The sequence below is a fragment of the Streptacidiphilus sp. MAP12-33 genome (assembly GCF_041261265.1).
Lineage (GTDB): Bacteria > Actinomycetota > Actinomycetes > Streptomycetales > Streptomycetaceae > Streptacidiphilus.
The window spans coordinates 1-20072 of sequence record NZ_JBGCCA010000047.1 but is presented as its reverse complement, the minus strand read 5'-3'; the positions used below and the strand labels follow the sequence as shown (position 1 = coordinate 20072).

At 72.1% G+C, this 20072-nt stretch carries 18 protein-coding genes; 10 read left to right on the top strand and 8 right to left on the bottom strand.

Features of this window, described 5'->3' with window-relative positions:
- Positions 1 to 282: 282 nt before the first annotated feature.
- The gene (locus tag ABH931_RS35065) at positions 283 to 1146 is read left to right on the top strand and encodes a universal stress protein (protein ID WP_370122777.1); all 864 of its coding nucleotides are present in this window, start codon (positions 283 to 285) and stop codon (positions 1144 to 1146) included.
- 56 nt (positions 1147 to 1202) lie between these two features.
- Positions 1203 to 1325: a hypothetical protein gene (locus ABH931_RS35060; protein WP_370122775.1), complete on the top strand. Its 123-nt coding sequence runs from the start codon at positions 1203 to 1205 to the stop codon at positions 1323 to 1325.
- Between the two features lie 151 nt (positions 1326 to 1476).
- On the opposite strand, the gene ABH931_RS35055 is transcribed toward ABH931_RS35060, so the two are convergent.
- Positions 1477 to 3069, bottom strand: a complete 1593-nt coding sequence (locus ABH931_RS35055) for an ISL3 family transposase (protein ID WP_370122772.1) — start codon at positions 3067 to 3069, stop codon at positions 1477 to 1479.
- An 88-nt stretch (positions 3070 to 3157) separates the two neighbouring features.
- Between ABH931_RS35055 and ABH931_RS35050 the strand changes: the two genes are divergently transcribed.
- Positions 3158 to 3604: a hypothetical protein gene (locus ABH931_RS35050; RefSeq protein ID WP_370122770.1), complete on the top strand. Its 447-nt coding sequence runs from the start codon at positions 3158 to 3160 to the stop codon at positions 3602 to 3604.
- Positions 3605 to 3846: 242 nt separating this feature from the next.
- Positions 3847 to 4725: a universal stress protein gene (locus ABH931_RS35045; RefSeq protein WP_370122767.1), complete on the top strand. Its 879-nt coding sequence runs from the start codon at positions 3847 to 3849 to the stop codon at positions 4723 to 4725.
- A 187-nt stretch (positions 4726 to 4912) separates the two neighbouring features.
- Here the strand turns inward: ABH931_RS35045 and ABH931_RS35040 are convergent, their stop codons facing one another.
- Positions 4913 to 5350, bottom strand: coding sequence for an archease (locus ABH931_RS35040; protein WP_370122896.1), 438 nt, complete (start codon positions 5348 to 5350; stop codon positions 4913 to 4915).
- 198 nt (positions 5351 to 5548) lie between these two features.
- Complete coding sequence (locus ABH931_RS35035; protein ID WP_370122764.1) at positions 5549 to 6574, bottom strand: ATP-dependent 6-phosphofructokinase; 1026 nt, start codon at positions 6572 to 6574, stop codon at positions 5549 to 5551.
- A gap of 212 nt (positions 6575 to 6786) precedes the next feature.
- Between ABH931_RS35035 and ABH931_RS35030 the strand changes: the two genes are divergently transcribed.
- Entirely contained in the window at positions 6787 to 7527 is a 741-nt protein-coding gene (locus ABH931_RS35030) for a hypothetical protein (RefSeq protein ID WP_370122761.1), read from the top strand.
- Between the two features lie 101 nt (positions 7528 to 7628).
- Here ABH931_RS35030 and ABH931_RS35025 read toward each other — a convergent pair whose 3' ends face one another.
- Both ABH931_RS35025 and ABH931_RS35020 read right to left on the bottom strand, forming a co-directional pair.
- The gene (locus ABH931_RS35025; protein ID WP_370122758.1) at positions 7629 to 8192 is read right to left on the bottom strand and encodes a PEP/pyruvate-binding domain-containing protein; all 564 of its coding nucleotides are present in this window, start codon (positions 8190 to 8192) and stop codon (positions 7629 to 7631) included.
- A gap of 1 nt (position 8193) precedes the next feature.
- Positions 8194 to 8871: a PEP/pyruvate-binding domain-containing protein gene (locus ABH931_RS35020; protein WP_370122755.1), complete on the bottom strand. Its 678-nt coding sequence runs from the start codon at positions 8869 to 8871 to the stop codon at positions 8194 to 8196.
- 355 nt (positions 8872 to 9226) lie between these two features.
- Here ABH931_RS35020 and ftsH point away from each other — a divergent pair, with 355 nt between their 5' ends.
- The 4 genes from ftsH to ABH931_RS35000 all read left to right on the top strand — a co-directional run bounded on the left by ftsH (position 9227) and on the right by ABH931_RS35000 (position 14004).
- Positions 9227 to 11266 carry an ATP-dependent zinc metalloprotease FtsH gene (ftsH, locus tag ABH931_RS35015; protein ID WP_370122752.1) on the top strand — a complete coding sequence of 680 codons (2040 nt, stop codon included), beginning with the start codon at positions 9227 to 9229 and terminating at the stop codon, positions 11264 to 11266.
- A 255-nt stretch (positions 11267 to 11521) separates the two neighbouring features.
- Entirely contained in the window at positions 11522 to 12406 is an 885-nt protein-coding gene (locus ABH931_RS35010) for a slipin family protein (protein WP_370122749.1), read from the top strand.
- 75 nt (positions 12407 to 12481) lie between these two features.
- A complete protein-coding gene (locus ABH931_RS35005) occupies positions 12482 to 13210 on the top strand; it encodes an ANTAR domain-containing protein (protein ID WP_370122746.1) in 729 nt (242 codons plus the stop codon).
- 74 nt (positions 13211 to 13284) lie between these two features.
- The gene (locus ABH931_RS35000) at positions 13285 to 14004 is read left to right on the top strand and encodes an ANTAR domain-containing protein (protein ID WP_370122744.1); all 720 of its coding nucleotides are present in this window, start codon (positions 13285 to 13287) and stop codon (positions 14002 to 14004) included.
- A gap of 648 nt (positions 14005 to 14652) precedes the next feature.
- Here the strand turns inward: ABH931_RS35000 and ABH931_RS34995 are convergent.
- From ABH931_RS34995 to mgtA, 3 genes are all read right to left on the bottom strand, one after another.
- Entirely contained in the window at positions 14653 to 15474 is an 822-nt protein-coding gene (locus tag ABH931_RS34995; RefSeq protein ID WP_370122741.1) for an ABC transporter permease, read from the bottom strand.
- The gene (locus ABH931_RS34990) at positions 15471 to 16451 is read right to left on the bottom strand and encodes an ATP-binding cassette domain-containing protein (protein WP_370122738.1); all 981 of its coding nucleotides are present in this window, start codon (positions 16449 to 16451) and stop codon (positions 15471 to 15473) included. The genes ABH931_RS34995 and ABH931_RS34990 overlap by 4 nt, the downstream gene beginning before the upstream one ends.
- A 99-nt stretch (positions 16452 to 16550) precedes the next feature.
- Positions 16551 to 19160 (bottom strand): magnesium-translocating P-type ATPase, encoded by a 2610-nt coding sequence (gene mgtA / locus ABH931_RS34985; RefSeq protein WP_370122735.1) that lies wholly within the window; start codon positions 19158 to 19160, stop codon positions 16551 to 16553.
- Positions 19161 to 19656: 496 nt separating this feature from the next.
- On the opposite strand from mgtA, the gene ABH931_RS34980 reads away from it, so the two are divergent.
- A complete protein-coding gene (locus ABH931_RS34980) occupies positions 19657 to 19860 on the top strand; it encodes a hypothetical protein (RefSeq protein WP_370122733.1) in 204 nt (67 codons plus the stop codon).
- The last annotated feature ends 212 nt before the right edge of the window (positions 19861 to 20072 follow it).

Here is a 20072-nt window from a genome sequence, read left to right as displayed (position 1 = left end):
GCGGGGCAGCGCGAGCTTGCGGCTGAACGGGTCACCGGGCGGCAGCGGATCTCGTGCACCCTCGACCGAATTGTCCAGTCGGCAGCGGGCCGCGGGGCGGGTCTCCGGCCGCGACGAGACAGGCCGCGTCACTCCCACGACCGTGAGGCGGCCTCCGCAGACCAGGGCCGTCCGGCCGCCCCGCAGGGACCTGTGGCCCTCGGCCGCCCGTACCGCCGCGAGCCAGGGTGAGGTTGTGCCGGTCGACAGAGTCCGGCCGACCGAGCTGGGAGGAACCCCGCCATGACCGCACGTCCGGTCCTCGCCGCGATCGACGGCTCCCCGACGAGTCTCGCCGCCGCCCGCTGGGCTGCCGCCGAGGCCCAGTGCCGCGGCGCGGCCCTGCGGCTGGTGCACGTCTGGCCCCGGACCGTCGGCATCTACCTGGAGCAGCTGCGGGACGAGGGCGACGCCCTGCTCTCCCGTGCCCAGGAGGAGATCAGCGGACGGTATCCGGAGCTGGAGGTCGACACCGTCCTGCTGGGGGCCTCGCCCGTCGACGGATTGCTCGAAGCGGCGCGGGAGGGGCAGCTGCTGGTGCTGGGAACCCGTGGCCTGGGCGGTTTCACCGGCCTCCTGGTGGGTTCGGTCTCGCTCGCGGTCGCGGGCCGGTCCCCGATCCCCGTCGTGGTCGTGCGTCCCGACGTGGACGGCGACAGCGCCGAGGGCACCAGCCGTGCGGGCGACGTCGTGGTCGGTGTCGGCCCCGGTGAGGCCGCCGACGAGCTGCTGGAGTTCGCGTTCACGCGGGCCCAGGACCGAGGCGCGCGCCTGGTGGCCGTGCACGGCTGGAACCTGCCCGCCCTGTGGGCCACGCCCGGAACGATCGTCCCGCCGATCGACTCCGAGACGCTGGAGAACGCCGCCCGCGCGCACCTCGTGCAGACGCTGCGCCCGTGGCAGGACAAGTACCCGCAGGTGTCCGTCGTGGTCCGCCTCGACGGCGCCGGGCCCGCCAAGGCCGTGGTCGACGCCTCCGAGCGGGCCGAGATGCTGGTGATCGGGCGCCGCGCACGCAAGCACGCGCCCGGAGGGCACCTCGGCTTCACGGCCCACGCGGCCCTGCACCACGCACACGCCCCGGTCGTCGTCGTGCCCCACCCGTGAGCCGCCCCGGAGCCTTCCTGCCGGCAACCCGTCAGCACTCTGAGAGGACCGCACCGATGACCCGACTTCCGTCCCCGCCCGCCGTCGAGGTCGAGGTGGAGACCCGAGGCGCTGTCTCCCTCGCCGCACCCGACTACGCGCGGGCCAAACTGCTGGTTCTGGATCACTTTTGGTGCTGATGCCACGGAGGGTCACCGGGCCCGCGATCATGAACGGTCGTGACCCACGATCTGCTCCAGGACCTCTGGCTCCACCAGACCACCGACGTCGCGGTCAGCGCCGTCACCATCCACGCCGACCACATCACCGTCCACGCCGCCACCACCCGGGTCATGTCGCGTGGAGGACGCGTTTGCGCAGCAGGTCGAAGTTGGCGCGGCCGAACATCTGACGCTTGAGCATCTTGATCTTGTTGTTGTGGCCCTCGACCGCTCCTGAGCTGTAGCGCAGGGTGAGCCCGGCGACGACGGCGTCGAGGTCCTGCAGCAGGCCGGCGGCGAAGCTCTGCAGCGCGGGGACCTGGTCTTGTTGGACTCGGGCGATCCAGTCTTTGAGTTGGTGGCCTCGGCGGTCGTTCATCAGCTCGGCGAAGTCTCTGACGTGCTCGGCGGTGCGGGCGAGCGCCGGGACGCGCGCGAGAATCTCCTTGAGCTGCTGCGCGCCGTCGGCGTCGAGCCGGTCGGGGTGGCGGGTGATCCACCCGGTCACGTCCCTCACGGAGGGCTTGCGGCGGGGCAGGTCCTGGTGAGGGAACGCCTCCCGCAGCTGCCGCACGTAGACGCGGACGATCTGCTCCTGGCCCGGGAATCCGCGTTGCCGGATCTCCTCGAACAGGCGGCGGGCGACGGTGAAGCCCTCGGCATACCGCTGGTTGAGGTAGGGCTTGTAGGGGTCGAGGATGCTGGCGCGTCCGGTCCAGCGGCCGACCAGCAGTTGGTCGGGGTCCGCGGCGTTGGCCAGGCGGCGGACGGTGCCGCGGGCCAGGCCCAGTCGTCGTCCGATGGCGCGCAGGCTGACGTCCTCGCTGATCAGAGCATGGACGGCCGCGTGCTGTTCGCGGACGCGGTCCGAAAGGCGTCCGGTCCGGCGGGGCTCGGCCGCGGTGACCGGCAAGGTCGCGGGCTCGGTGGGCCCGGCGGGTAGCGGTGGTTCGGGCAGCAGGGCTCGATGCTGGAGCACGGTCTTCCCGACGGCGTCGGCGAGGTTCTGCCACAGGTGGAAGCGGTCGGCGACATGGATAGCGTCCGGGGCGCCGAGCCGCCCGGCCTCGGCATACAGAGCAGAGCGGTCGCGACAGATGACCTTCACTCCTGGGTGGGCGGCCAGCCATGAGCGGACAGTCTCGACGGTGCGGTCGGGCAGCAGGTCGACCGGTCGGCGGGTCTCGATGTCGACCAGGATGGTCGCGTAGACATGGCCTTTGCGCAGGGCGAACTCATCGATCCCGAGCACTCGCGGCACCGGCGGGGCTTCTTCAGGCAGAGCACGGATCAGGCGAAGGAGCGTGGAGCGGCTGACCGGGACGGCGAACGCCTCGGCAAGGCGCGAGCCGGCCCGGCCGGCGAGCATCAGCCCGAGTCGCTGCAGCGCGGCCTGGAGTTGTTGGCTTCGTCGCCCGTGTCGGAAGGTGATGCCCTCGACCTGTTCGACGAACGTTGCCCGCTCGCAGGCTTGTTGGCGGCAGCGGAACCGGCGGACACGTAACTCGACGATGACCCGGCGCTGGCCTGCGGCGCTGTCGTCGAGCCTGCGAAAGTAGCTGCTGTGGACGCGACCCGAGGAGGTCCCGCACGTCGGGCAGTGCGCGCCCGCCCGGGTGGTGGCGGCGTGGACGGTGATGTGGTCGGCGTGGATGGTGACGGCGCTGACCGCGACGTCGGTGGTCTGGTGGAGCCAGAGGTCCTGGAGCAGATCGTGGGTCACGACCGTTCATGATCGCGGGCCCGGTGACCCTCCGTGGCATCAGCACCAAAAGTGATCCAGAACCAAACTGCTCGCGCTGCTGCGGCGGGTGGACGAGCCCGTCCTGGCCGTGCGGGTGAAGCTGACCCAGGAGGCGCACCACACGATCGCCAGGCCCTCGCTCGCCCAGGCGACGGTCCAGCTGCTCGGCGGCCCGGTGCGGGCCCACGTCGCCGCCGCGACCATGCGGGAGGCCATCGACCTGCTCCAGCACCGGCTCCGCACCCGGATCGAGCAGGCCCGGCACCACCGGCACCCCGACCGGCGCTCCTCCGTCCCACCGGAGAACCCGTGGACCGGGGACGGCCCTGAGCACCGGCCGGACCGGCTCCCCCGCGACCCGGAGGAGCGCCGCGTCATCCGGCACAAGAGCTACAGCCTCGCCCGACGGATCCCCTGGGCACTACGGCCTGATCACGCCTGTCCGGTGACCAGCGTGGCCACGCGCTGGTCCAACTCCAGTGCCGTGCTTCTGCTTCGAGCGCCGGCCAGGTGAGGAGCGCGGTGCCCCGGGCGAGACCGGCGCCGAAGGAGGTGATCAGCTCAGTCACCAACGACCGGTGCCGGCAGACGTGCGAGGCGCCCCCGAACGGACGCTGCCCCTGACCGCGCGGCGGGCGGGGTGCGGCCCGGTGCCCCACGATGAGGAGGACAGTTGCCCGAGCGAACGTCCGAAGCGCCGCCGGGCACGGCACCGCGCGGGCCTTGCCGAGCGTGGGCGGCGCGTGAAGGAGCGCCATGTCCACTCCGCCGTCCTCCGCTGTGGTCGCCGGTGTCGACTACCCGGCCCAGCACACCCGCGCGGTCGCCTGGGCCGCGCAGGAGGCCGTCCTGCGCGACGCTCCCCTGCTCCTGGTCACCGGTTGGATCGGCGCCGCACACGGCGACGCGCATCTGCTGAGCGACGGCTTCCTCCAGGACGGCGTGCGGCGCGGCCTCGACACCCTCGCCGAGGAACTGGAGCGCTGGAACCCCGGGCTGAAACTGGCCACCGCGGCCGCCGACGCGGACGCGCACGAAGCGCTGCAACGGCACAGCACCGGCGCGCGGCTGCTGGTCGTCGGGGCGCGTGGGACGGGCGGTTTCCCGGGTCTGCTGGTCGGTTCGACCGCGTTGCGCATCGCTGCCACGGCGGACTGTCCCGTCGTAATCGTGCCCGGCAGCGGATCGGAACAGCCTGAGCGAGGTGATGGACAAGTGGTCGCGGGCGTCGACGGACCCGACCGTGCGGACGCCTGCCTGGCCTTTTCCTTCGAGGCCGCCCAGCGCGAGCATGCCCGGCTGCGCGTCGTGCACGCCTGGCACCACACCCTCACCGGCGGCGGTTCCGACCACGTCGGCCCACTGGCGGACGAGGCCCGCGTTCCTGCCGAGCAGGACCGCGTCCTCAACCGGCTGCTCGACCAGTGGATCGAGCGCTACCCGCAGGTGCGACTGCGTCCCGAGACGGTCCACTCCACCCCGGCCAAGTACCTGGTCGCTCTCTCCCAACAGGCCCGGCTGGTCGTCGTCGGCCGACACGGCAGCCCCACCGGACCGCTCGGCCGCCTGGGGTCGGTCGGCCAGACCGTCGTCCAGTACTCCCGCTGCCCGGTGGCCGTCGTGCCCACGCCGTGATCCCCCAGGAGGAGAGGACCGCGGCGGCCCGCGGATGCGGCCCCAGCCGACGCGCGACGCCTCGGCCGAGCATCGTGTCCCCCGCGAGCGCCAATCTGAACGTCCTGATCAGGCTCCGTTCCTCCCGGTCCGGGCTGCTCGGTCCCCCGACTGCTGCTCCGTCGGGCGCCGGCTCCCTCGGGCGGGGTCAGACGTCGAGAGCGAACCGGCACCGCCAACCCTCGGGGTCCTTGGCGAAGCAGAGGCCGTACAGGGAGATCGCTTTGGGTACCGCACCCACGAGCGTCGCCGTCCCGGCGGCCATCCGGAGGCGCACCGCCGCACGGCAGCCGTCCGCAGTCACGCGCACCTGGTCCACCGCCGCGTCGAGCGGCAGTTCGCCGTGGGTGTCCAGCCGATAGACGACCTCGTCGAGGACGTCCACGAGCAGGTCCGCCGGGCTCGCGGCGGCGAACACGCAAGCGCGTTCGGCGACCGGCCGGGTCGAGGCAGGCCATGTCCGCGATCGCCTCGACCATGCCGCAGACCGCCTCGGCGAGGCAACCGTGATGGTGGGAGACCACGCCTCGATCCGCAGGTCCGCCGGGGACGGAACCGTTTCGTGCCCACTGGCCGGACGGGCCACCCGAACGGCCGACTCACCGGCGTCCACACGACCACCTCTCCGCCGCCCCCGCCGGGGCGGCCGAACGCGGCAGAGTCGAGCGCCTCAGGTCAGCTCCGCGCCCACGCTGCGGGTACGTTCCACGCCAGCCCGGATGGCGGTGGACGGCCCCTCCGACCCCGCGCCTCCGGCGCCGCGCCGCCCACACGCGCTGCCCGGTCACAGCACGACGCGGGCCTCGACCCACTGGCCCGGCGGCACGGTCTTCAACCTGCCGACGGTCTCGGTGAGCGGCACCAGCCGGATCCGGGTGTGGCGCAGCGCGGTGAGGTGGCCGAAGGCACCCTGGTGGACGGCCTCGACGGCGTGCCAGCCGAATCGGGTGGCCAGGACCCGGTCAAGTGCGGTGGGGGTGCCGCCCCGCTGCACGTGTCCCAGCACCACCGGCAACGCCTCCTTGCCCAGCCAGTTCTCGATCTCGGCGGCGAGCCGGTGGCCGATGCCCCCGAACTGCTGGTGCCCGTAGACGTCCCGGCCGCCGTGCTGGAACTCCATGGTGCCGGGAGCCGGGGTCGCCCCTTCGGCGACCGCGAGCACCGTGAAGTTCTTCCCCCGGGTGAAGCGTTCGTCGATCAGACGGCACACTTCCTCGATGTCGAAGGGCCGTTCCGGGATCAGGATGCCGTGGGCGCCGCCCGCCATGCCCGCGTGCAGGGCGATCCAGCCGGTATGGCGGCCCATCAACTCAGCGACCATCACCCGCTGGTGGGACTCCGCTGCGGTCTTCAGCCGGTCGATGGCCTCGGTGCCGACGAGTACCGCGGTGTCGTGGCCGAAGGTTGCGTCGGTGGCCTCCACGTCGTTGTCGATGGTCTTGGGTACACCCACGACGGGCAGTCCGGCCCCACTGAACAGCTCCGCGGCGGTCAGGGTGCCGTCGCCCCCGATCGCGATCAGGGCGTCGATGCCGAGGACCGCCGCGAGTTTCGCGCTCTGCTCGACTCCCTGGCGGATCCGCTCGCGCTCGACCCGGGCCGAGCCGAGGATGGTGCCACCCCGGGCGAGGACACCGTGCACGTCGTCCAGTTCGAGCGGTCGCGCCCGGCCCTCCAGCAGGCCGCGGTAGCCGTCCAGAATCCCGACCACGGTGTCCCCGTACGCGGTGACCGCCCGGTGGACGACCGAACGGATCACGGCGTTCAGTCCAGGGCAGTCACCGCCACTGGTGAGGACGCCGATGCGCACGGCTACCGCCCACGCGGCGCGACGGACCGGAACGCGACGCACCCGTGTGCGGTCATACGAGCTCCGGTTCCGGCTCAACCGCCGACCGAGGTGTTCAGGAAGCCAGGGCATGGCGAGTCTACCGACACGGTCCGCCGCTGCCCCGCTCCGCGTGCGGGGCGTTTCGCCTGCGGACGGGCCCTGATGCGGGTAGCGTCAGCCAGGTGGTGCACGTGCTCGACGCTCGCACCGGGCGGCCCGTCGAGGTTCCGCCCGCGGGCCGACGCGGCCTGCGGTTGCGCGTTCGCCTCGACTGCCCAGGGCGGCGGGCCGGGTGGCAGGAACTCCGGGTGCTGCTGGTGGCGGATGTCCTGCTGCGGACCGTGGAAGCCGCAGGGACACAGGTCTTCCCCACGATGGCCGTGCCCGAACTCCCGCCGGACCGGGCCGAGGCCCTGGACAGGGCCCTGCACGGCTACGGGATCCATGTCCCCGCCGCCGAGGACAGCCCGGCCACCGACGTGCACCTTCGGTCCGGCGGCCCCGCACCGGACTCCCGGTCAGGGGTGGACCTGCTGGTGGGCCGGGTGACCGTGGGCACCGGCGTGCCGGACGCGATGGCGTTCGAGCCCACGGAGGACCCGCTCGCGCGGCGGCTGGCCCTGCTACGCACCCCCTACCAGGAAGCGGCCCGGATCGACCTCGATGTCCTGCGCGACTCCGCCGCCGAGCTCGCGGGCTGGCGGGTCCTGGTCGCCGCGTGGTCGCGGGCCCCGTCCGCGCCCGTCCCGCCCGCCCTGCGCGAGCAGGTGCGTGCCGCGCTCGACACAGGACCGGCCACCCACGACCTGCCGGCCCTACTCCGGTTGACCGCCCTCGACCCGGATCTCGAGGACGGGGCCAGGTTCGAGGCGTTCCTGTGGCTCGACCGGATCCTCGCTCTCGAGCTCGCCCGCGACGTCGGACGCCACTGATCCGCCACCGGCCTGCCGCGCGATCCAGTCAGGAGGACGTTGGGGCGGCTGCGCGGATGCGGGCCAGGGACCCTGGGGGCGAAGCTGGAGGTGACAAGAGCCTAAGGCAGCGCCCACCTGTGACAGGAGCCCGCGATGAGCACTGAGCGGCCGAAATCCGTGCTGGTCGGAGTGGACCAGTGCACGGCCCCCGCCGGGAAGCGCTCCAGCTCGACCGGCGTGGTCAGCGCGCAGACCGCGCCCACCCCGATCGCCTCGCCGACCGCGATCCCCTCGACGAGCGACTCCCCCGAGCCGGTCAGCCGGAAGCGGTGCAGCATCGCCGCGCGCCGCCGGGACACCACTGTCTCGGGACGCGCCTGGACGATGAACACCTCACCGGTCCGGCCGTCCTTGGCCCACTCGATGTCCATGGGGCAGCCGTAGTGCCGCTCGATGGCCACGCCCCAGCGCGCGAGAAGGCACACCTCCGCGGCGTCCAGCACCCGGCCCACGCGCTCCTCGGCGCTGGTGTCCACCATGCGGGTGAGGCCCTGGTCGGCGTAGACGGCCTTGACGCGCTTGGCGCCGATCCCGGTGTGGATGACCGGGTCGAGTCCGGGGTTCGCGAGCGGCGGTTTGAAGACCACGTACTCGTCGGGGTCGACCTGCCCGCTGACCACCATCTCACCCAGCCCCCCAGGCCGCGCTGACCACGACGGCGTCCGGGAAGCCGCTCTCGGTGTCGAGGGTGAACATCACCCCGGCCCCGGCCAGGTCGGAGCGGACCATCAGCTGCACGCCGACCGAGAGCGCCACGGCGAGCTGGTCGAAGCCCATCCGCTCGCGGTAGTCGATGGCCCGGTCGGTGAACAGGGAGGCGTAGCAGCGTCGGCAGGCGTCCAGCAGGGCCTGGTGGCCGCGGACGTTGAGGTAGGTGTCCTGCTGTCCCGCGAAGCTCGCCTCCGGCAGGTCCTCGGCCGTGGCACTGCTGCGTACCGCGACGTCCGGGTCCTCGCGGCCGGCCTCGCGGCCGAGCCGGGTGTAGCCCTCGGTCAGCTCCCGCTCCAGGGCGGGCGGCAACGGTGTGCCGAGCATCGCGGCGCGGATCGTCGCGCCCACCTCGGCGAGCGGCACACCACCGTTCAGCAGGCCGATCTGGTCGGCGATCCGCTGTCGCAGACCAGAGGTGTCGAGGAACTCCCGGTAGGCGTCGGCGGTGGTCGCGAAGCCGTCCGGCACGCGGACACCGGCCGGGCCGAGGTTGACGATCAGCTCCCCGAGCGACGAGTTCTTTCCCCCGACACGGCCCATATCCTCACGGCCGAGGTCGGAGAACCGGATCACACGGCGGCTCGTGGACATGGGTTCCTCCGGTGGTGCGGTCGAGACCGCGACGGTTCTGCCCCGGCCTCGCGTCCGCGCTGACGTGCTACGGCACGGGTGGCGACCGTCGGGTCCAGTACACATCGGCCCTCCGAACGGCGCGAGCCGACCCGATCCACGAGGGGCCGCCGGACTCTCGGCCGCGTTCACGGTGGTGGGGCCCGTTCGGCCCTTCGATCCGGCCGACCCGGCCCTACGAAAACGGCTTGGGACGGTCGCAGGATGGGAGCTGCAACGAGGATTCGCCGTCTTCCGGGAAGGTTTTGCCCATGCTGTCCACTGCCATGGGTCTCGGCCCCGCCAGGGCGCCGGCGCGCGCACCGGGAGGGCCGTCATGACGCGGCAGGTGACGCCGCCGCCCCCCGGGGACAAGCCCACGCCGACGGCGCCCCCGCCACCGCCGAGTTGGCGCAACTGGCTGTGGCCGATCGCCATGCTGATGACGCTGGTGGTGTGGGTGGCTGTTCCCTCGCTGCACCCAGGCAGCCATCCGGCCAAGGTGACGCTCTCCTACTCGCAGTTCCTCACCGACGTGGACGCCCATCAGGTCAAGGACGTCACCTTGGCCACCAACGGGTCCGCCACCGGCACGCTCACCAACGGCCACACGTACGTCACGACCGTGCCGGTCCAGCTGGCGGGCCCGGCGCTGCTGGACCGGCTGGAGGCCGGGCACGTCACCATCGACGCCACGACCTCGTCGTCGAGCGCCTCGGTGGGCTCCCAGGTGCTGACCTGGGTGTTGCTGCTGGCGCCGTTCCTGCTGATCGTCTGGTTCTGGCGGCGGATCTCGCGCCGGGCGGGCGCGGCGATGCAGGGCGCGCTCGGTGTGGGCAAGTCGAAGATGAAGGTCTTCGACACCGAGCGGCCGGCCACGAGGTTCGCGGACGTCGCCGGCTACGAGGGCGCGAAGGCGGAGATCGCGGAGGTCGTCGACTTCCTGCGGCACCCGGAGCGCTACCGCCGCGCGGGCGCGACCGCGCCGCGGGGCGTGCTCATGGTCGGCCCGCCGGGCACCGGCAAGACGCTGCTGGCCCGCGCCGTCGCCGGGGAGGCGGAGGTGCCCTTCCTCATGGTGGCCGGCTCCAGCTTCGTGGAGATGTTCGTCGGGGTCGGCGCCGCGCGCGTGCGCGACCTGTTCGCCGAGGCACGCAAGCGCGCGCCCGCCATCGTCTTCGTCGACGAGATCGACGCCCTGGGTGGGCGACGCGGCGGCAGCGGGGCCCCCGTGTCCAACGACGAGCGGGAGCAGACCCTCAACCAACTGCTGTCCGAGATGGACGGCTTCGATCCGGCCGAGGGCATCGTGGTGCTCGCCGCCACCAACCGGCCCGAAGTGCTGGACCCGGCCCTGCTGCGGCCCGGCCGCTTCGACCGGCAGGTCGTGATCCCGCTCCCCACGCTCGCCGAGCGGGCCGCGATCCTCGCCGTCCACTGCCGGGGCAAGCGCCTCGCCCCCGGAGTCGACCTGGACGTCGTGGCCCGCGGCACGCCCGGCTTCTCCGGAGCGGACCTCGCCAACCTGACCAACGAGGCCGCCATCGCCGCGGTCCGAGCCGACCGGAACACCCTCACCGCCGACGACTTCGAGACCGCGCGCGACCGCATCCTGCTCGGCCGCCGCGAGGGCTCCAACGTGCTGCTGCCCTCGGAGAAACACGCCGTCGCCGTGCACGAGTCCGGACACGCCCTCGTCGCGGCGCTCCTGCCGCACACCGATCCCGTCGCCAAGGTCACCATCCTCCCGGCCGGCCAGGCCCTCGGCGCCACCGAGCAACTGCCGCTGGTGGAACGGCACCTGTACGGGGAGGACTACCTGACCGAGACGCTCGCGGTGCGGCTGGGCGGGCGGGCGGCCGAGCTGGTCGAGCTCGGCCAGGGCTCCACCGGCGCGGCCAACGACCTCGCCCAGGCCACCGAACTGGCCACCAAGATGGTGCGCGAGTTCGGGCTCTCCCCGGCGCTCGGCCCGGTCGGTTACCCCCAGGGCGGCTCGGTCTTCCTCGGAGGAGGCGCCCCGCTCTCCAGCCGCCCCTACGCCGAGGCCACCCAGGCGGTCGTCGACGCCGAGGTGGCGCGCCTGCTCGGCGAGGCCCAGCAGGCGGCGACGAAACTCATCAGCGAGCACCGCGCCCAGCTGGACAGCCTGGTCGCTTTGCTGCTGACGCAGGAGACCGTCGACGGCGCCGCGGTCTACGAACTGCTGGGAATCCCCGCACCCGGCGAGCCGGGACGCGGCACGCTGGTGGCCCCGCACCGGGGCGGGTTGCCTCATGCGTCAGATGGACGGCCCGCCCGGCAGCGAGCCGTGCAGCCGACGCGCATCGACGGTTCGCCGACCGCGCAGGCGCGGGACAAGCCCAGGTCGTTGTGACCACGAGGCCCGGTGACGGACGCCACGACGGTTCGGCTTCCCGTGCGCCCCGCACCGGCGGGCCCGGCCGCGCTCGGGTGGGCCGGTCACGGCGGGAGCAGGGCCCGTTCGGCCCTGTCCCGGGTGCTGCGGGCGGAGCAGGCTCACGGTAGGGCCGCAGATCAGCCCTGCGCCTCCCGGTGGTCCGCTGCGGCGACGCTTTCCCAGGGCCCCGACGTTCCATGGACGTGGGGTCCGCATTCCGAGGGAGCCGAAATGACCGCCTTGATCATCATCGTGGTGGTGCTCGCCGTGCTCATCCTGATCGGGCTGGCGATGTCGATCCGCGTCGTCCGGCAGTACGAGAAGGGGGTCGTGTTCCGGTTCGGCCGGATCACCGGGGCGCGCGCCCCGGGCCTGCGCCTGATCATCCCGTTCGTCGACGTCATGCACCACATCTCGCTGCGGATCGTCACCATGCCGATCCAGTCCCAGGGCATCATCACCCGTGACAACGTCAGCGTCGACGTCTCCGCGGTCGCCTATTTCCGCGTCGTGGACGCGGTCAAGTCGGTCATCGCGATCGAGAACGTGAGCTCCGCGATCAACCAGATCGCCCAGACCACGCTGCGCAAGGTCGTGGGGCAGCACACGCTGGACGAGACCTTGTCCGAGACCGACCGCATCAACCTGGACATCCGCCAGATCCTGGACGTCACCACGACCGAGTGGGGCGTGGAGGTCACCCTGGTCGAGCTCAAGGACATCCAACTGCCCGACACCATGAAGCGCGCGATGGCCAAGCAGGCCGAAGCCGAGCGGGAGAAGCGCGCCAAGATCATCAACGCGCAGGGAGAGGCCCTGGCCGCCTCCGCGCTGGGCGAGGCGTCCGACACCATGATGGAGCACCCGCTCGCCCTCCAACTGCGCAACCTGCAGAGCCTGGTCGAGATCGCCGTCGACAAGAACAGCACCGTCGTCTTCCCCGCGCCGCTGATGAGCACCATCGGCGAACTCGGCTCCTTCCTCTCCCGCGAGGCCGCCGCCGCCACCGCCACCACGTCCGCGTCCGCGTCCGCGAGGCCGACTTCGCCGGGCATCCCGACCCTGAGCAAGCCGCTGCACGTGCCGGAACCCGCGAGGACGACCGAGGCCGTCTAGAGCCAAGGGTGGCGACGCCCGGTCGAAGCCCCCTTTGACCGGGTGCCGCCGTCCCCCAGGTGGTGAATGATGCCCATGAACCGCGCGGCGCGGATCGCGATCCTCGTGGCGGAAGAGGCCGGCCGGCGGGGCGCCACGATCGCCGTGGTCGATGTGTGCACGGCGGCCGTGGCCGCGCTGCCGGTCGGCGGCGCAGGCCTGTCGGCCATGTCACCCACCGTGGCCAGCTATCCGCTGTGCAGCACCGACGACATCAGCGAGCAGCTGGAGGAACTCCAACTGACGCTCGGCGAGGGGCCGTGCATGGATGCGTTCACCCGGCAGACCTCGGTGTCCACGGCGGACCTGCGTGGCGGTCGGGCGCAGGTGCGGTGGCCGGTGTTCGCCTCCGCCGCGGCGGAGGCCGGCGCCGGTGCCGTTTACTCCTTCCCGCTCCAGCTCGGCGCGATCCGCCCCGGCGTGCTGGACCTGTATGCCCCGACGCCGCTGGACCTCAGCCCCGACGAGCTGGCGGAGGCGATGGGGTTCGCCGACAGCGCCACCCGGGTCCTGCTCGGCACCCTGACCGCACGACGCGAGGGCCTCACCATCGGCGACGGCGACGCGCCGGACGGCTACCGCGCGCAGATCGACCAGGCCAGCGGCATGCTCACCGCACAGCTCGGAGTCGGAATCGAACAGGCTTTCCTCCGACTGCGCGCCTACGCCTATGCGCACGGCGAGCGACTGTCCGACGTCGCCGCGGCGGTGGTGGACCGCCGGCTCAGGTTCCCGCCCGACGACGAGCCGGACCGGACGGCCTGACGGCCCCCGGCCTGAGCCCCGAAGCACCGCCCGCACGCGCCGAATCGGTCTACTCTCGAACCAGGGTGATCCTCATGGACGAACAACTGCTCGCCAGGACCTTCGTCGAGCTGGCCGACAACCTGGTCGCCGACTTCGACCTCATCGACTTCCTTCGCCTGTTGACCGACCGCTGCGTCGAGGTGCTGGGGGCCGGCGCGGCCGGCGTCCTGCTCGCGGACCGCAACGGCGAGTTGAGGGTGATGGCGGCCTCGGACGAGCAGGTGCGCCTGCTGGAACTCTTCCAGCTGCAGAACGACGAAGGTCCCTGCCTGGAGTGCTTCCGCGGCAACACCGTGGTGACCGTCCCCGACCTGACAGGCCAGGCACACCGCTGGCCGCGATTCGTCCGGCAGGCCCGTCTGCGCGGCTTCACCGGGGTGCAGGCACTGCCGATGCGGCTGCGCAACGAAGTGGTCGGCGCCCTGAACCTGTTCAGCGCGGGCCCCGGCGTCTTCGGGCAGGCCACAGCCCCCCTCGGGCAGGCACTGGCCGACGTGGCCACCATCAGCGTGCTACAGCAACGCTCGGCCGCACGGAGCACCCTGCTCAACGAACAGTTGCAGACGGCCCTCAACAGCCGGGTCCTGATCGAACAGGCCAAGGGCAAGCTCTCCGAACGCCTCGACATCGACATGGAGCAGGCCTTCACCGCCCTGCGCGGCTACGCCCGCGCGCACAACCGGCCGCTGTCCGAACTGGCACGGGCCTTCGTCGACGGCACGGAAACACTGGGCCCCCTGCCATCCTCCTGACCCCTCTCCGTGCCCTCGCAGGGGTCCCTGAGGACGCGCAGGGCGCGTTGCAGTTCCGCACTGACCGAGAGCTCCGGCAGCCTGAGAATCCGGGCGCCCTCGGCAGGGCTATGACCGTCCATGAGGAGCAGGGTCAACTCGACCCGATCGGTGGCGGAGGTTCCGTCCGGACAACGATGCCCGAACAGGTTGTGCGAGGGACAACGCCCCGGCGCCGCGTCGTCCGGGGCGGCCGAACGGGGAGCGGTGAGCGCCTCGGCCAGGGCTTCGCCCCAACTACGCGGCTGGTCGGTCATCATCACGAGGACACTGAGCATTGCGGCGAAGTGACGGTCGCACCAGGCGACCACCACCAACGGCTGCCGGGCAGGGACGTCCCAGCCGCGGGTCTCGACCGAGGATGGGGCGGGAACTGGCTGGGGAGCGAGAGCTGCGGACGTGCCGGTCGGGTCCACGACGACTCCGGGTGATGCACCGCGCGACGCGCGAAAAGGTGACGCCGGGGTCCAGGACGCTCTGACCACTCCAACCTACTGCGCTTCGCACCCCGAAGCGAGGAGAGCCGGGGGCGAAGCACCGACGCCGGACGCCGCCGTCCGCCGCTCCAGGGCGGCGGCACGTCGCATCCTGGTGCGGTGTCGGACAGCGCTACACCGCTCTGCGGTAGAACCACACGCCCAGCGGCGCGAAGACCGCGACGATGCCCGCGTCCCAGGCGAGCGCCTGCCATACCGCGCCGACGGCCGGTCCGCCCAGCACCAGGACGCGCACGGCCTGCGCGGTCTGCGAGACCGGCTGGTGGCCGGCGAAGGCCTGCAGCCAACCGGGCATGGTGTGCAGCGGGATGAAGGCGGAGGAGGCGAAGACCAGCGGCGCCAGCACCGGGAAGGCGGCGGCCTGCGCGGTCTCCGGATCGCCGACCGCCATGCCCACCACAGCGAAGATCCACGACATCGCGAAGCCGAACGCGAGGACCAGCAGCACGCCCCCGAGAAAGGCCAGGACCCCCGCGTGGATCCGGAACCCGAGGGCGAAGCCGACCGCGGTCATCAGCGCCACCACGAAGACATTGCGTGCCAGGTCGGCCGTCGTGCGGCCGACCAGGACGGCGGAACGCGCCATCGGCAGCGAGCGGAACCGCTCCATCAAGCCTGTCTGCATGTCGGTGGCCAACCCGATGGCCGTGTTCATCGAGCCGAACACGGCGGTCTGCACGAAGATCCCCGGCAGCAGGAAGTCGACGTAGGAGACGCCGGGCGGCAGCGAGGGCCCCACCACCCCGCCGAAGACGAAGCGGAACATGAGCACGAAGACGAGCGGCTGGATCGTCGAGAACACCAGCAGCCTCGGCACGCGGCGCAGCGCGATGAGGTTGCGCCAGGCCACCGCGAGACCGTCGCGGGCCGTGGCGGCGATCCGGCTGCCGGGCCGTGGGGCGGCGAGGGCGCGCGGGGCGGTGGTCGCGGTCATGGTGAGTCTCCCTCGGTGGGGGAGTCGGAGGCCCGACCGGTCTCCGCACGGTGGCCGGTCAGGGCCAGGAAGACGTCGTCGAGGCTGGACTCGCGTACCGCGACGGACCGCGGGGCGAGTGCGTTGGTGTCCAGCAGATGCAACACCTCGAGCAGCATCCCGGAGCCGTCACGGGACGCGAGCGTGAGCCGCGCGCCCTCGGACTCCGGTGCCGGGGAGATCCGTCCGCCGATGACGGAGAGTGCTCTCGCCGCCCGCTCCTGGTCTCCCATGCCCAGCTCGATCACCGTGTTGCCCAGCCGCGCCTTGAGCGCGGCCGGGGTGTCGTCGACGATGACGCGGCCCTTGTCCACGACCACGACCCGTTCGGCGAGACGGTCCGCCTCCTCCAGGTACTGCGTGGTGAGCAGGACGGTGGTCCCGTCGTCCACGAGTTCGCGGATGAGCTCCCACAGGGCGTTGCGGCTCTGCGGGTCCAGTCCCGTGGTCGGCTCGTCGAGGAAGAGCACCGGTGGCTCGGGGACCAGCGCGGCCGCGACGTCCAGCCTGCGCCTCATCCCGCCCGAGTAGGTGCGCACGGGGCGGTCGCCCGCCGCCGTGAGGTCGAAGCGATCCAGGAGCGCGGTCGCGCGGGGCCGGATCCTGGCATGGGGCAGCTGGGTGAGCCGGCCGATCAGCCGCAGGTTCTCACGCCCGGTCAGGTTCGGGTCCACGGCCGCGTACTGACCCGCCAGTCCGATCAGCCGCCGGACCGCGGCGGCCTCCCTCACCACATCGCGCCCCAGCACCTCGGCATGGCCGGCGCTCGGCCGCAGGATGGTCGTCAGGATCCGGATCGCCGTGCTCTTGCCCGCACCGTTGGGCCCGAGCAGGCCGAACACCGCCCCCGGGCGGACCTCGAAATCGACCCGGTCCAACGCGATCACGGACCCGAAGCGCTTGCTGAGGCCGGCGACGCTGATGGCGGCCTGTTCCATGGAATGCCCCTCACTCGAGGTGACGGTTTCTCCTCGGCCGACCACACCGCAGCCCCTCCATTGTCCGCCTCGATGCACGGCCGGCGCAGCAGGAGTCCGTCATGGCCGGCCGGAGGCGGGGGTGGTTCGCGCGGCAGTGCTGAAGTAGGCGGCGCGGCGACGCAGATGGCGGTGGGCGCCGTAGCGGTGCCGTGCGGGTGCGGAGGTGGCCGCGGCGCCGTAGAAAAGCCGTTTGCCGATCTCGACCAGGACGAGATAGGCCATGATCATGCCGATGAGCGCGGCGAAGAACCCACCGGGCAGTGGCTGGAAGCCGAGCGTGTGGGCCACTGGAGTGCTGGGGAGCAGCGCGCCCACCGCGACCACCCCCAGGGCGGCAAGGGTCAGCGGGAGGCTGGGGTGGCTGCGGAAGAACGGGATGCGCCGGGTGCGGATCGCGAAGATCACCAAGGTCTGGGTGGCCAGTGACTCCACGAACCAACCGGAGCGGAACTGCGCGGGACCGGAGTGGAACACCCAGAGCATGACGCCGAAGGTGACGAAGTCGAACACCGAGCTGAGCGGCCCGAAGGAGATCATGAAACGGCGGATGAACGCGATGTCCCAGTGCGAGGGCTTGCGCAACTGCTCCTCGTCCACGTTGTCCGTGGGGATGGCCAGCTGGCTGCTGTCGTAGAGCAGGTTGTTCAGCAGGATCTGCGAGGGCAGCATCGGCAGGAAGGAGAGGAAAAGGGAGGCGCCCGCCGCCGAGGCCATGTTCCCGAAGTTGCTGGAGGTGCCCATCAGCACGTACTTGATGGTGTTGGCGAAGATCCGCCGGCCCTCGGCCACGCCGTCGGCCAGCACGTCGAGGTCCTTCTCCAGGAGGATCACGTCCGCGGCGTCCTTGGCGACGTCGGTGGCCGACTCGACCGAGATGCCCACGTCGGCCGCGTGCAGGGCCAGCGCGTCGTTGACGCCGTCGCCCAGGAACGCGACACCGCCGCCGCTGAGCCGCTGGGCGTGCACGATGCGGGCCTTGGCTTCGGGGCTGACCCGGGCGAAGATCGTGGTCCCGGTGATCGCCTCGCCGAGCTGCGTGTCGTCCAGCGCGTCGACTTCGGCGCCGGTCATGGCGTCGCCCTCGCCCAGTCCCAGGTCGTGGCAGACCTTGGCGGCGACTGCTGCGTTGTCGCCGGTGACGACCTTGACGGCGATGCCGAGGGTGTCCAGTCTGCCCAGGGCGACGGCGGCGTCCGGCTTGGGCGGGTCCAGGAAGACCAACAGGCCGGCCAGTCGCAGGCCGTTCTCGTCCTCGGACCGGATCACCGGCGGCCCGGCGGCGGCGGGTCGGGTCGCGACGGCGACCACCCGGTTTCCCGCGGCGAACTCCGCGGCCAGCGCTTCGCGCGCGGCGGGCGGCACCTCGACGCAGCGCTCCAGGACGCTCTCCGGAGCCCCCTTGGTGACCACGGTCGACCGGCCGGAGGCGTCGCGTACGAGCGTGGAGACCATGCGGCGTTCGTGGTCGAAGGGGAGCACCGCGAGGCGGTGGTAGCCGACCAGTGCGGTCCGCTCCCCGGCTGCCGCCGGAGAGCGCCACAGCGCCTGGTCGAGCGGATTGCCGCCGACGTCCTGCTCGTCCTGCGCCACGTTCTCGGTGGACAGCAGCCCCCAGCGCAGGACCTCGCCGGGATCCGAGTCGCCTGCGGGCACCGCGCGCATGTAGTCGATGCGGCCCAGCGTGAGGGTGCCGGTCTTGTCGGTGAACAGGACGTCGACATCGCCGAGGTCCTCGATGCAGACCAGCCTCTTGACCAGGACCTTTCGGCGACTCATCCGCCGCGAGCCCGCGGCCAGGCTGGTGGAGACGACGGCGGGCAGCAGTTGCGGGGTGATGCCCACCGCGATGGCGAGGGAGAACAGCAGCGCGTCGATGATCGGCTTGTGCAGGACCACGTTGATCACGAAGATCGACGTGGTCAGCGCGCCGGCGACGTAGACCAGCAGCAGCGAGAAGCGGCGCAGGCCGACCTGGAACTCGGTGTCGAGCTGGTGCGTGCCGAGCCCGGCGGCGATCTTTCCGAACTCGGTCAGCGCGCCGGTGGACACCACGACGCCACGCCCACCGCCGGTCCGCACGACCGTCCCCATGAGGGCGCACCCGGACAGCTCCGCCAGCGGGGTCCCGCCCGGTACGGTGCCGGTGTCCTTGACCACCGGCAGCGACTCCCCCGTCAGCACCGACTCGTCGCACTCAAGGCCCGTGACCTCCAACAGCCGCAGGTCGGCCGGGATCACGTCCCCGAGACGCAGTTCCACCAGGTCCCCCGGCACCAGGGCCGTGACGTCCACCGACACCGCCCGCCCGTCGCGCACCGCCACGGTCTCGTGGCGGATCTGCGAGTGCAGCGCCTCAGCGGCCTTCTCGGCCCGGTACTCGTTGACGAAGCCGAGGCCCACCGACACGGCCACGATCACGCCGATGATCACTGCATCGCTGCGTTCGCCGACCAGGAAGGAGGCAATGGCGGCACCGAGCAACAGGCCCAGCAACGGGGATCGCAGCTGGTGCCACAACACGGGAAAGAACCGGGCCCGGTGCGAGGAGACCGCGTTGGGACCGAACTGGGCCTGGCGCCTGGTGACTTCCTCCGCGCTCAGCCCTCGGTGGGGATCGACACCCCACTCCTGGAGGACCCCGTCCCCCGATCGGGTCGCCGCGGTCACGACTCCCGCCACCGGACCAGCCGGCTGCGCCGTCGCAGCGGAGACCGTCACGGCCGGCCAGCCCCGACGGGGACCCTCGCCCGCCCACGCACGCGATGGTGCGAGGCCGGCGCGCGGGAAAGTGCCGCCGGAGCATACGCGGGCCGAACCACCATGTCACCGCGGTGAGTCGTCAGCCGCGCCATGACCACCTCCGAACCGGTGCGTGCCGAAGCGCATCGCCTCTCGGCACGACCGACACCTACCCGCGCGTCGGGTCCGCACACGCGACCGGCACGACCGCCGCGATCCGACGACTCGCCGGACTCGCGCGCGAGACGTCCGAGATACCCAGCCCGAGACGTCCCTTGGTGCGCAGCCAGCCCCACGAACCGAGCGCTTCCGTCCGAGGTGATGTTCTGACGGCGCCGCTCCGGAGGCGGAGTGGCCGGCCCCGGCCTACGGTTGAGAGGTGGACAGGGATGTCACGGCAGAAGACCTGAGGGCGGTGCTTCGGGTGATCGCCGACGCTGTCGAGGACCAAGGGCACTTTCCCACGGACCGGGACATCATGGAGCGCTCCGGCATGCCCCTGGATGACGTGCGGCAGGTACTGCGGACGCTGGCCGAGAACGAGATGATCACGGACCGGGGCGAGGGCGGCCACCGGCGGGTCACCGGGGTGACCGAGGTCGGCACGGTATTCGCCCGAGAGGGCTGACCCTGGGTCTGGCCTTCACGGCCGGCACAGGGTCCATGCCTGGCACACAAGCAGCCGAAGACCGCAGTCGGGGCGCGCCGCGGCGCGGGGCGGGCCGCCGGCGGGCTTGGGGGGGCTGTGTTACCGGGAATGGCCCAGGGCCCGGCCGGGCAGCCCCCACCCGGGGGCACCCGAGCGGGCCGAATACCAGGGCACCCACGGGACCCCGCGGG